The sequence below is a fragment of the Pectobacterium carotovorum genome (assembly GCF_033898505.1).
Taxonomy (GTDB): domain Bacteria; phylum Pseudomonadota; class Gammaproteobacteria; order Enterobacterales; family Enterobacteriaceae; genus Pectobacterium; species Pectobacterium carotovorum_J.
The window spans coordinates 1,770,794-1,790,374 of record NZ_JAXAFK010000001.1 but is presented as its reverse complement, the minus strand read 5'-3'; the positions used below and the strand labels follow the sequence as shown (position 1 = coordinate 1,790,374).

The window sequence follows — 19,581 nt, the reverse complement described above, 5'->3', positions numbered from 1 at the left end:
AGAAAAATAAATGGTTGTTTCATTGCGTTTAGTGGCCGTTTAATACGGCCACTTTTGTGTGTATAGCAATGAACTCAGGTTCTAAACATCACCTCTGATTCGCATATTCTCGGTGTTCTTCTAATAGCGTATCTCCTTGCTCCCCCAGTTCCCAGAACAATCCAGTCATGATCGCTAATCCTTCGCGGGCGACGGATTTCAGCAGATGTTCGTTGACCGCGTGCTGGCCGCACGCCGGATAGGAGTGGGGGATCCACAGCGTTGGCAGACCGAGGATGTCGGCGAAAACGTCATTGGGCAGCGAGCCGCCCAAATTCGGTAACAACGCGGGCTGTTTGCCGCTGATGTGCTGCATCAGTGCCAGCGTCCAGTTCACCAGCGGGTCTTCCGGGTTAAAGCGCGTCGCCGGAGACGTGTTAAGCACCTCAACGTCCACCTGCGTAAAGCCGTGCTGGTCGAGGTGTTGGCGCACATGTTGCGCCAGATGCGGCCAGTCGGTGCCGACCACAAAACGCAGTTGGCAAATCGCCGTCGCGTCGGCGGGAATCGCGTTCACCGGCTTGCTCGGGTTGCCGGTAATGAACGACAGCACTTCCAGCGTGTTCCAGCCAAATAGCCGTTCGGCAGGCGTGAGACCGTCTTCGCCCCAGTTTTCATCAATCGCCGGATCGCCCTCACTGCCGGCGGGATCGATGGTGCTGAGGATTTCGCGCAGCGCGGGCGTCAACGGTGGAGGGAGCAGGGCGTCGATCTTCATCCGTCCTTGCCCGTCGACCAGACTGGCGACAGCGTTCGCCAACTGGGTGCCCGGATTGCTTAACAGCCCGCCCCAGTTGCCAGAGTGGTAAGCCTGCTCGCGTGCCTTGATGCGCAAGCGGAAATTGACGCAGCCGCGAGAGCCGAGGAACAGCGTCGGGTGCTCTGCGCTGAGGCGCGGTCCGTCGGAGGCGATAAAGATATCGGCCGCCAGCGCTTGTTTGTGCTGTTGGCACAGCTCGGCCAGCCCCGGTGAGCCAATTTCTTCCCCCATCTCGAACAGCAGTTTGCAGTTGAAGCCTAAACGCTGCCCACGAGCCTGAAACACCTGCTCCAGCGCCATCAGGTTAATGCTGTGCTGGCCTTTGTTATCGGCGCTGCCGCGCCCGTACCAGTGGTTGCCTTCCTCCACCAGTTCCCACGGCGTTAGCCCATCGCGCCAGTTTTCTTCATCACCGAAAACCACATCACCGTGGCCGTAAGACAGCACGGTCGGCAGGCTGGGGTCTTCAATGCGTTCGGCCAGCAGAAAAGGAGGATGCCGTTCGTCCGATGAGGTAATCTGTCTTACGCTGAACCCCATTGCCTGCAACGCGGGTTGGATCTCATCGGTCAGATAGCGGTTCAGCGCGAGCTGGTTACCGGCTTTCTGGCTCTCGCTGGCGTGGGCAATACGCCGAGCCAACGTCTGTTTAAATTCTCCGCGATCGAAACGTTCACAGGCGATACGAATAAGGTCTGCGCTGGTCATGCCTTTCCTTGCTGGATAATGTGCCGAAGTTACCGATATTTAAAGAAAAAATGAGCTTTGCAACAATAATAAAAATTGCAATTAAGCTTTGCTTTTAATATAAACCTTCACATTCCCCGCTCTGTCTGAAAGGAACGCCGCCGTGCACAGCACCGAGATTCGTTATTTTCTGGTGGTCGCCACTACTGGTTCGCTTAGCGCCGCCAGTCAGCACCTGTTTGTGGCCGTTTCTGCAATCAGTCGTCAAATCCAGCGGCTGGAGGAGCGCATCGGCGTACCACTGTTCGAGCGTCACGCGCGTGGCATGGTGTTAAACGATGCCGGACGCATTCTGGAAAACCATGTGCGCAAGAGCATGATGGACATGGATGCTGCCGTGGCGGAGATTCAGGGGCTGAAAGCCAGCCGTCGGGCACTGCTGCGCATCGGCTGTACGGAAGGGATGGCGTTTGATCTGCTGCCGACGCTGTTTGCGCGTTTTCGTCAGCATGACCCGGATACCACCTTTGCGCTGAAGGTGGACTCGGCGATGCAGGTGTCCCAGATGATCCGCAATGGTGAAGTGGATATTGCACTCCAGTTTGCGCTGGCGCCTGAACAGGGGGTGAATGTGGAACTGGCGCTGCCTGCACCGCTGATGCTGTTGATGTCTGACGATCATCCGCTGGCGCAGCAGTCTATTCAACTGGCGGACCTGCATCCTTTCCCGCTGGCCTTGCCGGAATCCTCAACCACGCTGCGCCAGCTGTTTGACCTCTCGTGCCGCATGAACGGCACCTTTCTGGAGCCGACGCTGTGCTGCAACAACTTCACCACGCTTTATTACTATGCGATGAGCACGCCGGGGGCGGTCACTGCCTGTAGTTTCTATTCCGTGATGTACAAGTGCTTACAGCAACCGATGCGCCTGAAACCGCTGAATATTAAGCAGCTTGACCAGCGTTCGCTTCAAATCCAAACGCTGGCAGGCAAAGCGCACGCGCCCCAGCAGCAGGCTTTTCTGGATTTCATGGTGGCGGAGCTGCGTCAGGGGGAAGCGTATTACCTGAGTCAGGTGGCGGAAAGCTAAATATCCGCCCTCACTCCATCTCAATAATGTCGCGTTTTTGTTCGTCTTCGAGCTGGCGCAGGACGCGGTACACCTGCGCCACGGCCTGAAGCGTTTCGCGCGGAATGTAATGGCCTTCCGGCGTAGTGCGGTACAGCGTACGGGTCAGCCAGATGAAGCGAATCACCGGAATGTCCGCTTTTTTCGCCTGCGCGATGAGCTCCTGCGCCGCGCTATCTTCCCCTTTAAACAAAATGCGCGGCAGCGGCGTTTTGCCGGGGCGATAGTAAAGCCCCACCGCATAGTGCGTTGGGTTAATCAACAGCATATCGGCATCTTCGACTTTGGCTTTGGGGCGCGGCGCGGCGGGTTCGTTCATCAGTTCGTGCGCCAGCGATTTACGGTGGCCTTTCATGTGCGGATCGCCTTCGGAATCCTTGTGCTCGTTACGCAAGTCCTCATGGCTCATGCGCTGCTGCTTGAGAAAGAAATATTTTTGCAGGCCGAAATCCAGTGCGGACAGCACCAGCAGTGCTGTCAGCGTGGTACGGGCAATACGCGTCAGCAGCGCTTTCACCCCTTGCCAGAAACCGTGTAGATCGCCATAGGCCAATTCGACCAGCGCTTCCAGCTCTGGTACCACCACTTTATAAAAGACCGTACCGATCACCACGGCCTTCAGGATATTGGTCAGCATTTCCACCAGCTTGCGCATCGAAAACATCTGCTTGAACTGGTTAATCGGGTTCAGTCGATTGAGATCGAGCTTCAGCGCTTCGGGTGCAAACAGCGGGCCATACTGGATCCAACCGCCCACCACGCGCAACAGCACGGCAATGGCGGCGGCCAGCAGACAGAGCGTGCCCGCCAGCACAGCGGCGTCGTGAAAGACTTCTTTTGCTACCTGCGCAAACGGGGCATCCAGCCGTTGCAGCGGCAGTTGCACTAGCGTTTGCAGTTTCCCCATGGTGCTGTCTGCCAGCGCCAGTACGCATTCCAGCAGGCCGACGCAGATCAGCAGTTTGGGTACATCCTGACTTTGCCCGACTTCTCCTTTACGGCGCGCGTCTTCCAGCTTTTTCTCTGTGGGCTTTTCCGTTTTTTCGCTCATCGGTTCCGCCTGATTAGCTGTTCGATGCCGTAAAAAGCAGCGGGAGCAGGTGCTTAAGGTCCGGCAGCTTCTGAAGTTGGTCGTCACCTAAATATTGCAGCACCGGCAGGTAGACGATGAAAAATGCCATCCCAACCAGACACTTGGCCGGAATGGAGAGGACGAACACCTGAAGTTGCGGGCTATACAGGCTGAGTAGCGCAATGCTGAATTCCAACAGCAGCAGCAGCGCGACCAGCGGCCCGGCGTACACCACCAGATGGGTAAAGGTATCAGCCAGCAGGCTGAGGTAGACTTCAAACCCTTTTTCACCCGGTGCGGGCAGCCAGGACAGCACCGGCCAGATCTGGTAGCTGTCCCAAATCAACTGCGTTAGCCCTTTCAGGCCGATACCGATAATCAGCAGCAGAATCAGGGTCTGTTTCAGCAGATGGCCGAGCGGCGTGGCGTCCGAACCCAGCGCGGGGTTGAGCTGGCCGCCCATGAGCGCGCCGCGCTGGTTATCGAACAGGGCACCGACGGATTCAAACAGCCAGAATGGCATCGCCAGAATCAGCGCGATAAGCAGCCCGACGATCAGCTCTTTCAGCAACAGGCCGGGCAGCATCGGCCAGGACAGCGGCGTCAGCAAAAGTTGCTGCTGTACGATGGGGGCTGGTAGCAGCGTCAGGGAAATCACCACGGCGTTGCGCATCATGCCTTTCAGCACGTTGAGTGAAAAAACCGGCACCAGAATAAAGCAGGGATACAGCCGGGCAATGCCGAGCGTAATAGCAATAATAAAGTCGTAAACGTGCTGAATGATGGCGATCATGCGGATTTATACCCCGGTCTGCGCGATCATGTTGAACGCGGTAATGGCCAACTGCATCAGCTCTACGCCAATCCAGCGCCCGCAAATCGCCAGCGTCAGCCCGACGGAAATCAGTTTGACGGCGAAAGGCAGCGTCTGATCCTGCAACTGCATCACCGCCTGTAGCAGTGAAATCAGCACGCCGACGATCACCGCAACCAGCAGCGGCGGCGCGGAGAGCAGGACGACCATCACCATGGCCTGACGGAAAAGCGTGATTATTTCCATCGCGGCCTCACAGGTAGCTGTAGAACAGGCCGTCCAGCAGTCGCGTCCAGCCGTTAACCAGCACGAACAGCAGCAACTTTAACGGCAGCGAAAGCGTCATTGGCGCAACCATCTGCATCCCCAGTGCCAGCAGCACGTTTGAGACGATGAGGTCGATGACGATAAACGGGATATAGATCAGGAAGCCGATTTTGAACCCAGCCTGTAGCTCCGACAGCACGAACGCCGGAATCACCAACAGCAGATTTTGCGTATTCACCTTTTCGGATAGCGACGCGGGCCACATTTGCAGGCTGTTCTCATGCAGATGGGTGAGGATATCCGGGTCAACGTTGCGTGACATAAAGGTTTGCAGCGGTTCCAGTCCGTAGGTCACGCTGGCCTGAAGCGACGTGATATCGGTCATATCCAGCGGCTTTTCCTGCACGCGTTTGCTGACGTCCTGAAACACCGGGGCCATGACAAACAGCGTTGCCGCGAGCGCGATGCCGTACAGCGCCATATTGGGCGGCACCTGCTGTACCCCGATGGCGTTGCGGGTGATCAGCAGCACAATTGCAATCTTCAGAAAGCAGGTGCAGACAATCATCATCAGCGGAATCAGGGAGAGGGCGCCCAGAAAGAGCGCAAACATCAACGGGTCGAACGCGCCGGAGGTCATGGGGCCAGCTCCGGTTCGGCGGCGTGTTCTTCATCCGCTATCGCGACATGCTGCGTGGGTGCGGAAAAACGCTCGGTAATCTGTAACCCCAGCCTTCCTTCCACATCGACCAGATCGCCGCTCGCCAGAGCGATATCGCCGTGATATAGCCAGGCTTGCCCCGGCACCACGTCGCGCAGCGTTAACACGCTGCCGCTGGCAAGGTGCTGCAATTCGGCCAGCGTCATCGTCAGGCTGCCGCAGCGAATATGTAAGGTGACCGGCAGCGGGGGTACACTTTCAGTGACGTTGTCACTGATTGGTGTGAATTCAAGTGCCGATGCCTCTGAGTGGGGATCGGCTAGCATCGTGTCGGTAGCGGACGAGGGCATTGAGACAGTCTCCATGTCGGTAACGGTAAAGGTATAGGGGGCGAGCTCCGTGAGCTGTAGCGTGCCGCGCAGGCGCAGCGTGCCGGATGACAGCGTTCCCTCGCCGGAGGGGGTAAACCACGGGCGGTTGGGCAGAATAAGATCGCCCGTACGCAAACGAAGTAACGCGGACAGCGGCAGCACGGCATCAGCCAGCGTGAGCGGAATAGCGATAGTCATTCCGGCGGGCAGCGCGTGGCGCTGACGGAGCCAACTCGCGCGAGAGAGCAGCGCCTGCCAGACAGTATCTGCGGCCTGCATCCGGCTGCGCACGGTTATGCCGTTCCAACTCACGCTGAGCCAGGCACAGAGAGCCGAACCCTTGCCGTGCTGTTCTGTTGAGTCAGGTGCTTTCGGGGAACGATCCAGCGGGTACATTTCCCCGACGAGTGTCCGCAGTACGGGATTGAGCGACTGGTTGTAGAGCGTCCAGTACCATTCTTGTGCCACGTCATCGTCTTCTGTGAGGGGCAGCAGTGGGCAGTCCGACAGCAGGCTGAGCACCGGGAACGGATCGGTCAGTGCGATATCACCGATGTCGCTACGCCAACCGCTGGCCTGCGCGGTGGACGATTCCTCTGCCAGCATGCATTCGTTCGTCAGTTGAAGATGCAGGCGGCCCTCGCACCCCTCGCGAATAAACGGCAGAACCAGCCCGGTTGCCAGCATCGAGCGGATGCGGGTGTGCTGCGCACGCCGGGTCGGCAGTGTCAGCGGTCGAATGTGTGGGGAATTTGAACTCATCGCTCATACTCTCTGGCGTCAAAACGCAGGTTTATCGGGCAATCCAGCGCGCTGGCGAGCGAGTGACGGCAGGCTTCACGCCGATCTTTTAACTGGTGGTAACTTTCCCGGCTGAAACGCAGAGAAATATCCCAGCCGCGCGGCGCCAGCGTGGCTAAACGCGCATCGATATCGCCCAACTGCGGCAGTTGCAGACTGAAGGCAAACGGTGGGGCGCAGATGTTGTCCATCGCCTCAATCAGCTCACATTGCAGCGGCTGCCACTGTGACGGTGTCACATACTGTGGACTGTCTGATGCTTCACTCTGCAACGGCTGCGCACCATTGATGGGGCCGCCCGGCGATAAGACGATAGGCGTGTCCTGATAGAATGCGTCTTCAAAACCGTCTGAAAACGTGAAGGCCTCCCAGAAATCGCTATGTTGCGGATCGGGCTGTGGGTCGTGTTGCGAGCCGTCTGCGCGAGAGGATTTGCCGTGTAGCACGGCCTGCGCGTTCTGCGTCGCCGTAGATTCGGATGACGCAATCTGTCGGTTATTCATACGTGCTCCTGAGGTAACGTAAGCAGATATTCCAGTTTCTCCACCGCCTTCTGACATTGGCGGGTGGCATCTCGGGCGTTATCAACCTGACGCTGCTGATCGCGGTGCTGCTGCTGCGAGGCCCGCACCTGCTGCGTTTCTGTCGCGATATCACCGAGTAAGCGCTGCTCGGCGGCAAGGCGTTTTTTCAGGTTTTCCAGCGTCTGGCGCTGCCCCAGGGTTTCTCGGGTAAACTGGTCGCGCTGCGTCTGGCTGGCCTGTTGCAGCGCATCGACCTGCTTCTGATGATGGCGCTGCTGTTCCGCAATGCGGATCAACTGCTGTTCTTCCTGCCGCTGTTGACGCTCGCTGCGGCTTAAGCGCTGACGGCGTATCGGCATCAGCAGGTTCAGCACGGTCTGTAACTCGGCATCGCGTTCGGTGTTATGGGGCATAGCGGCTGACTCCGGCGAGCTGTTGTTGAATCACGCCATAAGGCATCGGTTCACGCATCGACTGACGCAGAAACTGCGTGATTTCTGCATGGGCGTTGACGGCGGAATCGGTCAGCACGTCATGGCCGGGCTGGTATTCTCCGAGGCGGATCAGCATCTCAACTTGCTTGTACGCCGCCATCAGACGCCGTACGCCGCCCGCGTGGCGGGTGTGATCGGTATCTACGACGTTACTCATGGTGCGGCTTAGGCTCGCCAGCACATCAATAGCCGGATAGTGCCCCTGTTCCGCCAGCCGTCGGGCGAGCACGATGTGCCCGTCAATCAGCGAACGCACTTCGTCGGCAACCGGATCGTTCATGGAGTCCTGCTCGATCAGCACGGAATAGAGCGCGGTGATGGCCCCGTCTTCGGTTTGTCCGGCGCGCTCGACCAGACGCGGTAGCAGCGTATAGACCGACGGCGGCAGTCCGCCGCGCCCCTGTGGCTCCCCGAGTGCCAGGCCGATTTCGCGTTGGGCGCGGGCAAAGCGCGTTAGGGAATCAATAATCAGCAGCACCTGACGGCCTTCAGCCCGGTAAGCTTCGGCGATGGCGGTGGCGGTGAACGCCGCGCGCGCGCGTTCCATGCTGCTGCGGTCGGAGGTGGAACACACCAGCACGGTGCGACTGCGCAGTTCATCGTCCAGTTCATGATCGAGAAACTCGCGCAGTTCGCGGCCACGTTCGCCAATCAGCCCGAAAACAATGGCGTCGCACGGCGTATTACGTGCCAGTTCGGCCAGTAGCGTGGTTTTGCCGCAGCCCGCGCCGGCGAAGATGCCGACGCGTTGCCCCTGACCGATGGTTAGCAGGCCATCGACGGCGCGCAGTCCGGTGGGGAGCGGCTGACTGATGCGCGGTCGGGAGGTCGGCGGCGGGGCATCGCCCAGCACCGGCTGTGTGCGGCCTGTGGCATGACCGGGTTCGACAAACGCGCTCTCGCCGTCGTCCTCCAGCGCCCGGCCAAACCCGTCCAGCACGCTGCCCAGCAAACGTTCCGACACCTGAATGCAGTGCGGCTGATACAGCGGCGTCACGGCGGCACCCTGTGCGATGCCGTCCAGCGCCCCGAGCGCGGAGAGAAAGGTATTGTTCGGGCTAAACCCCACGACTTCGGCCATCATCTGGCTGTCGTCCTGACGGGCCACCCAGCACAGATCGCCAATGCGTGCCTGCGGCAGGCTGCACTCCAACAGAATGCCGCTGACGGCCATGACGCGGCCTTTTTTCTCCACGGGCGCATAGGCTGCCAGATGCTGGCGCTGCTGTGCGACCCACTGGTCGAGCAGGGGAAAAGAAGAGGGTTGAGTCTGCATTACCAGTTCACCGTTATCTGTTGTCTGCCGCTGAATTCAATCTGGTGCTCATCAATCTTCACCAGACGCAGGTTGTCGATCTCATCGCCGATGAAAAAGCGTTGGCCATCCGCTGTGACGACGTTGGCGCGTGACCCACTGGTTACCTGAACGATCTGAAACGGCAACTGTTCCGTTTTCAGCTGCGTCCGGTTATCCACGGACAGCGCGGTTCTATAACGTTGGTGGAGTTGGGCGAGCATCCGTTCCAGCTTTTTTTGATCGTCCGGCGTTAATTGTCCTGTGAGCGTGAGGCGATCTTGATACGCCGCCACTTTCACGGCCGTGCTCAGTTCCCGCTCCTGCAACATAATGCGCAGCGTACTTTCCAGCTGTGGCAGGGTGCTGAGCGGTTTACGGGTATCCTGCGGCGGCGGGGCGGCAGGCATCGCGACGCTCTCCTGTAGCTGCCAACTGCCTACCATTACCAGCAGCAGCGCGCCAAGCAGCAGATAGCTGGCTTTGGCCCACAGCGGCAGACGTGGTGTGGAGGCAGGCGTAGGAATAGGTGCAGCGACATGATCCGACGGTTCATCGATGGGCATATCCGCAGAGGAAACGTTTTCTTCCACGGTCGGAGGCGTTTCGCTGTCGTCAGGCCAGGGGGTATCGGCCGCGACAATGCAGAGCCAAATCTCCCCCAGCGCAAACGGCGTGCCGGGCGGCAGAGCGTCAATGTGTTCGATGGTATGGCCTTCCGCATTACACAAGGCGCCATCTTGTGCGCTAAGCGTCCAGCCGTCAGCGGTCTTCTCCAACTGACCGTGATACGGCGCGATGCCGGGATCGTAGAGCACGAGATCGGCATCATCGGCTGCACCGATGCGCCAGGCGTTTCCGCAGAGCGGCAGCGCCGCACCGCGATGTAAACCAGTCAGCACGCGTAATTCAAACATGATGTGTTCCTATGCGCTAAAGGGGTCGGGGGAGTCGTAAAGATCGAGACGTCCAATGACGTTGATCGACAGGGTGGATTCCAGTTCGGTGAAGGACAGCACCGGAACGTGGTGAAATTCGTCCTGCAACAGCGTACGCAGCGGGCTGCGTAAATCCTGCGTCACCAGCACCAGACTGCGATGCGACGAGAGTGGCGGAAATGCCTGCCGTAGTTGGCTGAGCAGCGTGGAGGCGTAGTCTTGGGTCAGGGCGAAGAAGGTTTCGTTCTGCGTCTGGCGGAGCGCATCGCGCAGCAGCTCTTCGCTTTCCGGCGTCAGCAGCCAGACGGCAAGGCTATTCTCGTCGCTGTACTGGTGGCAGATTTGCGATTTGAGCGCCAGACGCACGTAGTCGGTCAACGCCAGCGTATCCCGTTCGTGCTGGCCGACTTCAATCAGCGCCTCGGCGATGGGACGCACCGACCGCAGCGGTACGCGTTCGGACGCCAGCCGTTGCAGCACGCTGGCAAAACGCGAAAGCGGCATGATGCGCTGTAGTTCCTGTGCTAACTCCGGCTGCTCGCTTTCCAGCCAGGCCAGAATGGATTTGGTTTCCTGCAAGCCGATGAATTGTGAACCGGTACGGTGAATGGCCTGTTCCATGCGCGCCAGAATCAGCTCATCCGCCGTCCAGCGCGGCACGCTGTCCGGCTGTTGCGCGACATGTGCCAGCGGCAGCCAGAGCCACTGGCTTTCATCCCGCAGCGTCGGGCCGGGTGTGGCAAGATCAACATCAGTCGATTCGACGGCACCGCTGGCAACGGCCAGTCGGTCGGTGACAAACGTAGCTTTCACGTAGGGAATTTCGTAGACGCAAAACTGAAATTCATCCTCTGCCAGCCGATCGCTGAATTCGATATCAAAGGACGGCAGCGTAAAACCGAAGCGGTAGACCAGCCTGTTACGCAGGCGGCGGATATTTTGTACCAGCGCGGTCGCCGTTGGTTGCCCCTGCCAGACCGGATGAAACAGCAGCAAATAGGCGCGCGTGGGGTTAAAACGCCGCAGATCCTGATAGCCGTTCTGTTCGGCAGGCATGTTGTCTGCTTCTGACTGGCTGGCATCTAGCTGGCCCTGCTGCTTGATACGCCAGAGCTGAAACAGACCGCTGCCGAGCGATGCCAGACTAATGGCGATAAACACCAGCGTTGGCATCCCCGGCAGCAGCGCAAAGCCAAACATGCCGATGGAGGAGATGATCCACGCTTTGGGCTGGCTGGTGAGCTGCTCCGCGATTTCCCGACCAATATTGGCATCCACTTTTTGCCCATCGGCCGAGACGCGGGTGATGATCATCCCGGCGGTCAGCGATATCAGCAGGGCGGGGATCTGGGCGATCAGCCCATCGCCGATGGTCAATACCGAGTAGACGTGCATCGCATCGGATGCGGCCATGTTGTGCTGCAACACGCCGATGGCGAAGCCGCCGATCATGTTGATGAAGACGATAACCAGCGATGCAATCGCATCGCCTTTAACGAACTTCATCGCCCCGTCCATCGCCCCGAATAGCTGGCTTTCTTTTGCCAGGTTTTCCCGCCGCTGCCGTGCCTGATGGGCTTCGATTAATCCCGCGCGCAGATCGCTGTCGATGGACATCTGTTTACCGGGCATCGCGTCCAGCGTGAAGCGTGCCGCCACTTCGGCCACGCGCTCGGAGCCTTTGGTGATCACCAGAAAATTCACCACTGTCAGAATCAGGAAGATCACCAGACCGACTGCCAGATTCCCGCCCACCACATAGTTACCGAAGGCCTCAACGATATGGCCACCGTCCTGCTGGAGCAGGATTTGGCGCGTGGTGGAAATGGAGATCGCCAGTCGGAACATGGTGGTCAGCAGCAGCACCGCCGGAAACGTCGAGAAGGCCAGCGGCTTGGGTAGATACATTGCCAGCACGATCAGCAGGGAGGAGGCGCAAATATTGAGCGCGATGAGCACATCGATCAGGCCGGTAGGCAGCGGGATGATCATCATGAAGACGATAGACATCACGATCACCGCGCCAACGACCTCCGAGCGCTGCATCGCGCTCAGCGCAATACGGTTCAGCCAGGTAATCAGCAGATTCATGACTGCTCCTTATCCGCATCGCGTGCGCCCTGTTTTTGCGGCGATGGGGCATCACGCGGCGCCAGCTCATTATGTTGAGAATGGTTGGCCTGCTGTTTTTCGTATTGGGCGATATCGCCAATCATGCCGCGTATCAGTTGGAGCGCCGTTTGCCGGTTTTTACTGTCTCGCCACAGCGGATGCGGCAGGTCGCTGACGAGCGGCAGCAGGGCGCTGAAAAACATGGCCTGATGGTGTACCTGCGTGCCGGCGACTTCCCGACCGAGATTATGCAGATCGCGAGCATAGGCACCGTTGGCGCTCAGGCCAATCAGACGACGGGTCAGCTCCACGGCGCCGAGCGTAAAGGCAGGCACTTTGTTCGCCAGCCGCGCGAGCAGCGTCTGGCTGGATGACAGCGTATGGCTCAGGTGGCGGGAATCGTTGAGGTTGCTCAGCATTTTGCTGAGAACGGCTTTCGAGATAGAGGGCGTCAGCGAGGCGATATCCGCCGCCAGCGCCCGCTGCAACGTGCGCAGCCCAATGGAAAAGGTTGCTGCATCAAAGCGTTCCAGCAGGGAATCCAGCAGTGCGCTGGCTGACTGCTGATGCACAATCTTCTGGTAGTACAGCTCACGCATCGCCTGTTTTTGTTCCGGCTGGGTGCTGAACAGCGCAATGGCCGTTGCCGTATTCAGACCAGCCCGGACTTCTGGCCCTTTCTCCTGATGCAGTTGCTGTAGCGCATTCTCTGCCGCCGCCGCGAGTTCTGGCTGCTGAGAGGATTGCTGCTGAATGTGGCGCAGCAGGATATCGCCGCGCGCCGGGTCGTTGCCGGCGGCTTCCAGCACCGCCTCAAGAGATGGCGAGCCTTTCTGCATCAGCAGATCGCGCATGCGGCTCAGTTGCTGATCGAGCGTACTTTGCGACGGATTTTCCAGCATTCGGAACAGTTCCGTCAGTTTTTCAATGCGTTCAACACTGGCTGAGGTACGCGCCTCCGGCTGCTGGGCGATGTGACGCCGGTTCAGCGATTTGCTTCTTCGTTCGGCCTGCTCGCCAAACGCCATTGCCACTTCTTCCATCGAGGTCGATAACGGCGAACCGGGAGACGCGTGGTGCGAACTGGTCTGTTGCACTGCCGCTTGTGGCGCGGGATCGTCATCCACGACGACAGGGCGTGGCAGAGGGCTGCTAGAGGGAAGGACGGTCGGCATTTTGATCATGATGTCATCCTGAATAAATCGGCTACGTGTCGTGGTATGAACGAGCAGCGGTATGAATGTATTGCTATGTGGAAGCAGAAAAGAATGGGTTCCCCGGCATGAAGTCATCGGAGCAGGCTGAATTAGATGGCGGATTGGATTAAATGCCGTTTTACTGATTGCAATAACTTGCAATTTCGTGCTGTGGGCGTTGGCAAAAAATGGCACGATAAAAGATAAGTTAAAAAATAACTGATTAAAAATCAGTGTGATAAAAACAATTCCGGGCTGGCACAAGGCTTGCTCTTCCGTTTTTGCCAATGGGGCACAACAACGGAGAGTCAGCAAATGGAAATGTCTACCCTGAAACACATCGAACAGACCCCTTCGCTTTACCCGGCGCTCGCTGTCGATTGGGAACAGGTGTTTCGTCAACACGGAAAGAAATTGCATAACTTCATCCGCAAACGCGTCAGCAACCATGACGACGTTGAGGATTTACAGCAAATGACCTATCTGGAAGTGCTCAAACATCAGGATAAATTTGCGGGAGCATCGCGGCCGGAGACGTGGGTATTCGGTATTGCCCTCAATCTGGTGCGCAACTATTTCAAGCAGGCACGACAGCGCGCTCAGGAAATGGGGGATGAGATGTTGGAACACATCGCGATAGATCTCGATCCCGGCGCTATCACCGAAAGTCAGCGGGCATTGAAACGCGCAATGGATGCCATTGTTTCACTGCCTGAGGACACCCGTCAGATGCTGATGCAGTTGCTGGATACCGATGCCAGCTATCAGGATCTCGCGTTGCAGTTGGAGATCCCCATCGGTACGGTGCGGTCACGGCTGTCTCGTGCCCGAGGTGTGATCCGTCAGGCCGTTGAATCCTGACGGTATTTCACGGGACGAAAGGACGTGTCTGCACCCACCGTTTTTCATTGACTGATGTGGTAACCGCCTTGTTCAAGGTGGCGGTTGCCGTTCAGTGAGTGGGTCGCACGCCGTGATATCAGGTCGCATTTATGCCGTTGCAGGGTTTCCTGTCCATCTTCTGGAATGTTGAGACGCCGTATTGAGCTACCTGCACGGCGGGTGGCTGCATAAGTGTCTTAATTCAAAATAAGGAGATGGCAATGATGTTCACCCAACCCTTTCGTTCCGATGAGAAAACCAAAGCCCCCGAGCTTGAACTGGTGGATTTTGCATTTGGTCGCATCAAGGACGCGATTTATATCGTCAATGAAGATCAGCGTTTTTGTTATGTCAATGAAGCTGCCAGTCAGACGCTGGGCTACAGCATTACGGAATTCATGCATTTGAGCGTTGCCGATATCGATCCCGACTGGGTCGCTGAGCATAGCTCGCCCGACTGGTTTCATGAGTACGCATTGGGCGTCGGCACCACGTTTGAAACCAAGCACCTCACCCGCAATGGCATGACGATTCCGGTCGAGGTCAATCTCACGCATTTCCAACACAGAGGACGTAGCTACAACATGTGTGTCGTCAGAGATATCAGGGAACGTAAACATATTGAACAGTTGGCTTATGCGCGAGAGCAGGAGTTTCGCGCGCTGGTTGAGAACACGCCGGATTTGATTATCCGCTTCGATCCCAACCTGAATTGCCTGTACGCCAATCCCGCCAGTTTGAAACACCTGGATTTCACCGTAGAGCAACTTCGGGGCCGTATGATTACGGAACTCATGCCCGGTGCGGGGTGTGCGATCCGCATAGAACAGCTGGTTCAGCAGGTGGTCGATACCCGCAGCAGCGCGGAAGGCGAAGTGATGGAAGAACTGGGGAGAGGCGAGCAGCGCCATCACCATATTCACCATATTCGCTGCGTGCCCGAGTTCGATCAGCACGGCGTTCTGGTGTCGATTCTGACCGTCGGACGGGATATTACCGCCATTCGCTATGCGGAGAAGAAACTGGCCGATTCGCATATGCAACTGCGTTTACTGGCGCGACAGCGTGAAATTTCACGTGAAGAGGAACGTAAGCATATCGCTCAGGAGATTCACGATGAACTGGGGCAACACCTGACTACGATCCGCATGAGCCTGTCGCTGATGCGCATGTGTTTTGCCAAAGAAAACCCCGACATGCAAACGCATTTGCAAAAGCTGATGCAGCTGGCTGACCAAACGATTCAGGTGGTGCGTAACGTGTCAACCCGGCTCAGGCCGAATGTCTTGAATATGGGGTTGACGCCCGCGCTGGAATGGTTGTGCGACGAATTTAACCGGCACTACAGCGCGACCTGTCTGCTGAGAACGCTGGGGGAACCGCTGGCGCTCAATGACGAAAGCACTACGGCAGCCTTTCGCGTCGTGCAGGAGTCATTGACTAACGTGGCGCGCTACGCCGCGGCTACACAGGTGCTCATCACACTGGATAACCAGCAGGACTGCGTGGTGCTGTGCATTAAGGACAACGGTAAAGGTTTTGATGCCCACGCCAAAAATAAAAACGCTTTCGGACTCATGAGCATGAAGGAGCGAGGGCGAATGCTGGGAGGCGAAGTCATCATTGAAAGTACGCCCGGGAAAGGCGCGCTGGTGCAGTTAACGTTTCCTAAAAATGGCTATACCCGTTAGCCACGGGACAAGAACAACAAAAGGAAGAAATGAGCGATGGGCAAACCAATACGTTTAATGATCGCAGACGATCACGTCATCATGCGTGAGGGGCTCAAGCAGATCTTTGCGCTGGATGACTCGCTGAGCGTCGTCGCCGAAGCCGGCAATGGCGCACAGGTCCTGGCGCAGCTGCGCAGTGTGACCCCCGATTTACTGCTGCTGGATATGTCGATGCCCGGTATCAGCGGTGAAGCGCTGATTTCGCGCGTGGTGGCACAGTATCCACGTCTGCCGATTCTGGTGCTGAGCATGTATAGCGAGGCGCAAATTGCGCAGCATGCGCTGAAGAGCGGCGCGAGAGGCTACATCACCAAAGATAAAGATCCGGAAGCGCTGCTGTCGGCGATCCGACGCGTGGCACAGGGCGCTCGCTATATCGACCACACGATTGCTGAGCAACTGGTGTTTTCCAACTACACGGAGGGCGGTAGAGCCGAGCACGATGTGCTGACGGCCAGAGAGCACCAAATCATGATTATGTTTGCGCAGGGGATGGGCATCAATGCCATTGCCAATGAGCTGGCCATCAGCAACAAAACGGTCAGCACCCACAAGGCGCGCCTGATGGAAAAAATGCAGTTCAGCACCAATGTGGAGATTGTTAAATATGTCGTTAGCAAGAAGCTCATTCCTTAGCGGTAGGAATCCGCTGTGCGAAAAATAACAGATAAAAGGGATTCAACGGTTGATGAATCCCTTTGCTGATATTTACGATTTCCTGACGATATCTTTTCGTTTTCCTGCGTGTTATGTGAACGATTAATTGGCTGTTTTTACTTGCTTTGGTCGTTTTTTGTAGGCATTTCCCTACAAATTCCTCTGGAATTCCTACCTGATGTTCAGCGATGCCTGATGGTTTCATTATTCAATGGCGGTAATGCTTGTCATCGTTCCACCGGGGAGGAATCGGTGTGCGTTATGCGGAGAAACGTCACGGATGATCGGTGGGCCCCACGTTATGGAAGGCAGTCAGTTAGCCCGTTTGGGCTCCAGGAGTAGTCAATGAATAATCATTACCGTCAGGACAGACAGCACGATTCATCACCCGAGCATTTATCATTCGATCATTCATCCTTAGAGAACGCGTCATCAGCAGATCGTCGGGCACCATTAGGCTATTTCCCACCGCCGTCGGGATTTTCCCCCTCTACGGCTGATGATATTCACTCATCGCTGTCACCCATCATCAATGTTATTGCTCCGCTTAATGTCGACATCGTGCTTGAAGGTGAAACCGGCACGGGCAAAGACACGCTGGCGAATCGCATTCATCGGCTTTCCCGATGCAGCGGCCCTCTGGTGGCGGTGAACTGCGCCGCTGTGCCGGAAAATCTGGCCGAAAGCGAACTGTTTGGCGTGGTATCGGGAGCTTATACCGGCGCAAACCGTTCCCGCGCTGGCTATCTGGAAAGTGCAGATAAGGGGATTCTGTTTCTGGATGAGATCGATAGTATGCCCATGACGCTGCAAGCCAAGATGCTGCGCGTGCTGGAAAGCCGCGGCGTAAAGCGGTTGGGGAGTACCCAGTTTACGCCCGTCGATATGCGTGTGATTGTGGCGACGCAAACGCCGCTGCTGCAACTGGTGGAAAAAGGGCTGTTTCGTCGCGATCTCTATTTCCGTCTTGATACGGTAAAAATTCAACTGCCGACGCTGCGCTCCCGCAGCGATCTCATTCTGCCTCTATTTCAGCGCTTTAGTCAGGAAGCGGCGGTACGTCTGAAAATGACGCTGCCGCCGATGACGGCAGAAATTTACGAGCAGCTACTGACCCACAGCTGGCCGGGTAATATCCGCGAGCTGAAAGCGGCGGCGGATCGCTGGGCGCTGGGGCTGTCGCCTTTGGCTGAAGTCCAGCCGCTGCTGCACCCGCGTCCTCTGCAACTCAAAGATCGATTAAAGCGGATAGAAAAATTTCTGATTCAGGATGCGCTGCGCCGCCATGACCACTGTATTGATGATGTGATTGTGGAATTGGGGATCCCCAAACGGACGCTTTATCACCGCCTGAAAGTGCTGAACGTGACGGTGCGAGAGATGTGCGCTGGGGGCGGGGAAGCCTGCCAGGCATGAGGACCAAGCGCTGACCGTTTATCTGCCGGGATACGGTGGCCAACGCTGGCAGACCTGCTTTTGACGGCAGGCCTGCGTTCGGGTTCACCGTTTCTATTTGAACCGTTTCTGGTTACACCGTTTCTATCGGTGGGCACGGATAGCGGTGGATATCCGGTAGATCGTGCAGCGCCACCGCCTTACTGAAATACCATCCTTGAATAATCGCCGAAGGGCATTGTTGCAGGATGTAGGCGGCTTGCTCGCGAGTTTCTACCCCTTCGATGATCACCGGCACATCCAGCTTTTTGATGAGGGTAAATAACAGATCTGCCATGGCGGCATTCACCGTGTCTGTGCCGATGGCATCGACAAAAATCTTGTCGATCTTGATCATGTCGAACGGTAAGTGGCTCAGATAGTCGAGGTTGGAATAGCCCGTACCGAAATCATCGAGCGCAACCTTATAGCCCGAGCGTCGTAAGGCCTCAAGGCCATCTGCCAGCGTCTTATGGGACGTACTCGACCGCTCGGTGAGTTCCAGCATGATGCGCGTTTTATCGATCGCCAATTCGTCACACATTTGCTGTAGGAAGCGATGATAATCGGACGAAACAATGTCGGAGACGGACAGATTAATACTGAGAAGAAAAGGTGTTTCCTGGGTGAGATACGGCTGCATATCCCGCAGCGCCTGACGGGTAATGATGCGGGTGAGTTCGGCTGAGTAACCCATTTTTTCAGCGATACTGATGAAAAGTTCTGGCGAAACATTGTCACCACGCTCGTTCTTCCAACGGGCCAGCGCTTCTACGCCAATAATCGCGCGCTGTGGCAGGCTGATCAGCGGCTGATAATGGACATGCAGTCGTTGATGTTTGATTGCGCGTTTTAGCTGCGATGGCAAAGCATGGTGCCGATCGTCATAGAGCTGATAGGACAGGGTAAAACTGGCACCGATGAGTGCCCCGAGAGAAAACAGGGCGGCGATGATATACCAGGGACGATAGAGGATACCGGCGGAATCCAACTGCGCCAGTACGCAGATATTCCGGTCTGGCGCACAGAAAAACGCCTGACGTTTTCCCATGGTCAGCCACGCGTTATGCTGCTGTTGTGTCTGTTTAAATGCTGACAGGTCGATATTGCCAAAGGTCTGATAGACATGATCCAGATTACGCGTGAGGAGTACCGCACTGTATTCGGCTGGTGGATGAATGAAACGACGAAATGCCGCGGCAGCGGTGATCGTGACCACGCCGTGGAGGCTGGCCATATCGGCGGTAATACGTGGGTCCACCACGTCTTTCATTGCGGTCCACAGCTGTACGCCCTCGGGCGTCGTCAGGTTTGGTGGCAGCAGATAAATCGGTGGGTTAAGAATGCCCCAACCCGCAGAACAGATGAGATAGTTGTCTTTGATACGCCCGATATCGCGCAGATACACGGAATAAAAGGAGATCAGGCGTAACTCTTTCAGATCGGCGCTGGAGCACGGGGCGTTGTTCAGCATCAGCACTCGGTTGATGGTCTCCCGGCCTTCATTCGCGACGGCGATGCCCTGATCGAGCACCTCCTGGCTATACTGCTGCAGCTGCGTTTGTTCCAGCCTGGCTAAAATGCCTTGCCCAATAAACAGCGCCAGCAACGCGCTGGCAAACGAAATCAAAACAAGTCTGAACCACAATCCGGTATTGGTAGTTAAGTTGGGCATAGCGACCATTTGGCAGCGTGACGGGAATAGTGCGGCATAGG

Annotated in this window: 18 protein-coding genes; 5 read left to right on the top strand and 13 right to left on the bottom strand. The window is 57.0% G+C overall.

The window, feature by feature from the left end; translation table 11 throughout:
• Positions 1 to 88: 88 nt before the first annotated feature.
• Positions 89 to 1,507, bottom strand: a complete 1,419-nt coding sequence (locus tag R9X49_RS07965; protein ID WP_319847876.1) for a M20 family metallopeptidase — start codon at positions 1,505 to 1,507, stop codon at positions 89 to 91.
• Between the two features lie 142 nt (positions 1,508 to 1,649).
• Between R9X49_RS07965 and R9X49_RS07960 the strand changes: the two genes are divergently transcribed.
• A complete protein-coding gene (locus R9X49_RS07960) occupies positions 1,650 to 2,576 on the top strand; it encodes a LysR family transcriptional regulator (RefSeq protein WP_319847875.1) in 927 nt (308 codons plus the stop codon).
• 10 nt (positions 2,577 to 2,586) lie between these two features.
• Here the strand turns inward: R9X49_RS07960 and sctU are convergent, their stop codons facing one another.
• Genes sctU through sctW form a run of 11 tightly spaced genes read right to left on the bottom strand, consistent with a single transcriptional unit; the run spans position 2,587 to position 13,147 of the window.
• On the bottom strand, positions 2,587 to 3,666 hold the full coding sequence (gene sctU / locus R9X49_RS07955) for a type III secretion system export apparatus subunit SctU (RefSeq protein ID WP_319847874.1): 1,080 nt from the start codon (positions 3,664 to 3,666) through the stop codon (positions 2,587 to 2,589).
• Positions 3,667 to 3,679: 13 nt separating this feature from the next.
• Complete coding sequence (sctT, locus tag R9X49_RS07950) at positions 3,680 to 4,480, bottom strand: type III secretion system export apparatus subunit SctT (RefSeq protein ID WP_319847873.1); 801 nt, start codon at positions 4,478 to 4,480, stop codon at positions 3,680 to 3,682.
• A 6-nt stretch (positions 4,481 to 4,486) separates the two neighbouring features.
• Positions 4,487 to 4,747: a type III secretion system export apparatus subunit SctS gene (gene sctS, locus R9X49_RS07945; protein WP_180740882.1), complete on the bottom strand. Its 261-nt coding sequence runs from the start codon at positions 4,745 to 4,747 to the stop codon at positions 4,487 to 4,489.
• Positions 4,748 to 4,754: 7 nt separating this feature from the next.
• On the bottom strand, positions 4,755 to 5,408 hold the full coding sequence (gene sctR, locus R9X49_RS07940) for a type III secretion system export apparatus subunit SctR (protein ID WP_319847872.1): 654 nt from the start codon (positions 5,406 to 5,408) through the stop codon (positions 4,755 to 4,757).
• Positions 5,405 to 6,562 (bottom strand): type III secretion system cytoplasmic ring protein SctQ, encoded by a 1,158-nt coding sequence (sctQ, locus tag R9X49_RS07935; RefSeq protein WP_319847871.1) that lies wholly within the window; start codon positions 6,560 to 6,562, stop codon positions 5,405 to 5,407. Before sctQ ends, sctR begins: the two co-directional genes overlap by 4 nt.
• On the bottom strand, positions 6,559 to 7,104 hold the full coding sequence (locus R9X49_RS07930; protein WP_319847870.1) for a type III secretion system HrpP C-terminal domain-containing protein: 546 nt from the start codon (positions 7,102 to 7,104) through the stop codon (positions 6,559 to 6,561). Before R9X49_RS07930 ends, sctQ begins: the two co-directional genes overlap by 4 nt.
• Positions 7,101 to 7,538: a type III secretion protein gene (locus R9X49_RS07925; protein ID WP_319847869.1), complete on the bottom strand. Its 438-nt coding sequence runs from the start codon at positions 7,536 to 7,538 to the stop codon at positions 7,101 to 7,103. The genes R9X49_RS07930 and R9X49_RS07925 overlap by 4 nt, the downstream gene beginning before the upstream one ends.
• A complete protein-coding gene (gene sctN, locus R9X49_RS07920; RefSeq protein ID WP_319847868.1) occupies positions 7,528 to 8,895 on the bottom strand; it encodes a type III secretion system ATPase SctN in 1,368 nt (455 codons plus the stop codon). The genes R9X49_RS07925 and sctN overlap by 11 nt, the downstream gene beginning before the upstream one ends.
• Positions 8,895 to 9,830, bottom strand: coding sequence for an FHA domain-containing protein (locus R9X49_RS07915; protein ID WP_319847867.1), 936 nt, complete (start codon positions 9,828 to 9,830; stop codon positions 8,895 to 8,897). Before R9X49_RS07915 ends, sctN begins: the two co-directional genes overlap by 1 nt.
• A 9-nt stretch (positions 9,831 to 9,839) precedes the next feature.
• On the bottom strand, positions 9,840 to 11,942 hold the full coding sequence (gene sctV, locus R9X49_RS07910) for a type III secretion system export apparatus subunit SctV (RefSeq protein WP_319847866.1): 2,103 nt from the start codon (positions 11,940 to 11,942) through the stop codon (positions 9,840 to 9,842).
• Positions 11,939 to 13,147, bottom strand: coding sequence for a type III secretion system gatekeeper subunit SctW (gene sctW, locus R9X49_RS07905; RefSeq protein ID WP_319847865.1), 1,209 nt, complete (start codon positions 13,145 to 13,147; stop codon positions 11,939 to 11,941). The genes sctV and sctW overlap by 4 nt, the downstream gene beginning before the upstream one ends.
• 327 nt (positions 13,148 to 13,474) lie before the next feature.
• On the opposite strand from sctW, the gene R9X49_RS07900 reads away from it, so the two are divergent.
• The 4 genes from R9X49_RS07900 (at position 13,475) to R9X49_RS07885 (ending at position 17,847) form a co-directional block, all read left to right on the top strand.
• Positions 13,475 to 14,020 carry an RNA polymerase sigma factor gene (locus R9X49_RS07900; RefSeq protein ID WP_319847864.1) on the top strand — a complete coding sequence of 182 codons (546 nt, stop codon included), beginning with the start codon at positions 13,475 to 13,477 and terminating at the stop codon, positions 14,018 to 14,020.
• Between the two features lie 242 nt (positions 14,021 to 14,262).
• Positions 14,263 to 15,732 (top strand): PAS domain S-box protein, encoded by a 1,470-nt coding sequence (locus R9X49_RS07895; protein ID WP_319847863.1) that lies wholly within the window; start codon positions 14,263 to 14,265, stop codon positions 15,730 to 15,732.
• 36 nt (positions 15,733 to 15,768) lie between these two features.
• A complete protein-coding gene (locus R9X49_RS07890; RefSeq protein ID WP_319847862.1) occupies positions 15,769 to 16,410 on the top strand; it encodes a response regulator transcription factor in 642 nt (213 codons plus the stop codon).
• A 366-nt stretch (positions 16,411 to 16,776) separates the two neighbouring features.
• Positions 16,777 to 17,847, top strand: coding sequence for a sigma 54-interacting transcriptional regulator (locus R9X49_RS07885; RefSeq protein WP_319847861.1), 1,071 nt, complete (start codon positions 16,777 to 16,779; stop codon positions 17,845 to 17,847).
• 112 nt (positions 17,848 to 17,959) lie between these two features.
• Here the strand turns inward: R9X49_RS07885 and R9X49_RS07880 are convergent, their stop codons facing one another.
• Positions 17,960 to 19,540: an EAL domain-containing protein gene (locus R9X49_RS07880; protein WP_319847860.1), complete on the bottom strand. Its 1,581-nt coding sequence runs from the start codon at positions 19,538 to 19,540 to the stop codon at positions 17,960 to 17,962.
• Positions 19,541 to 19,581 lie beyond the last annotated feature (41 nt).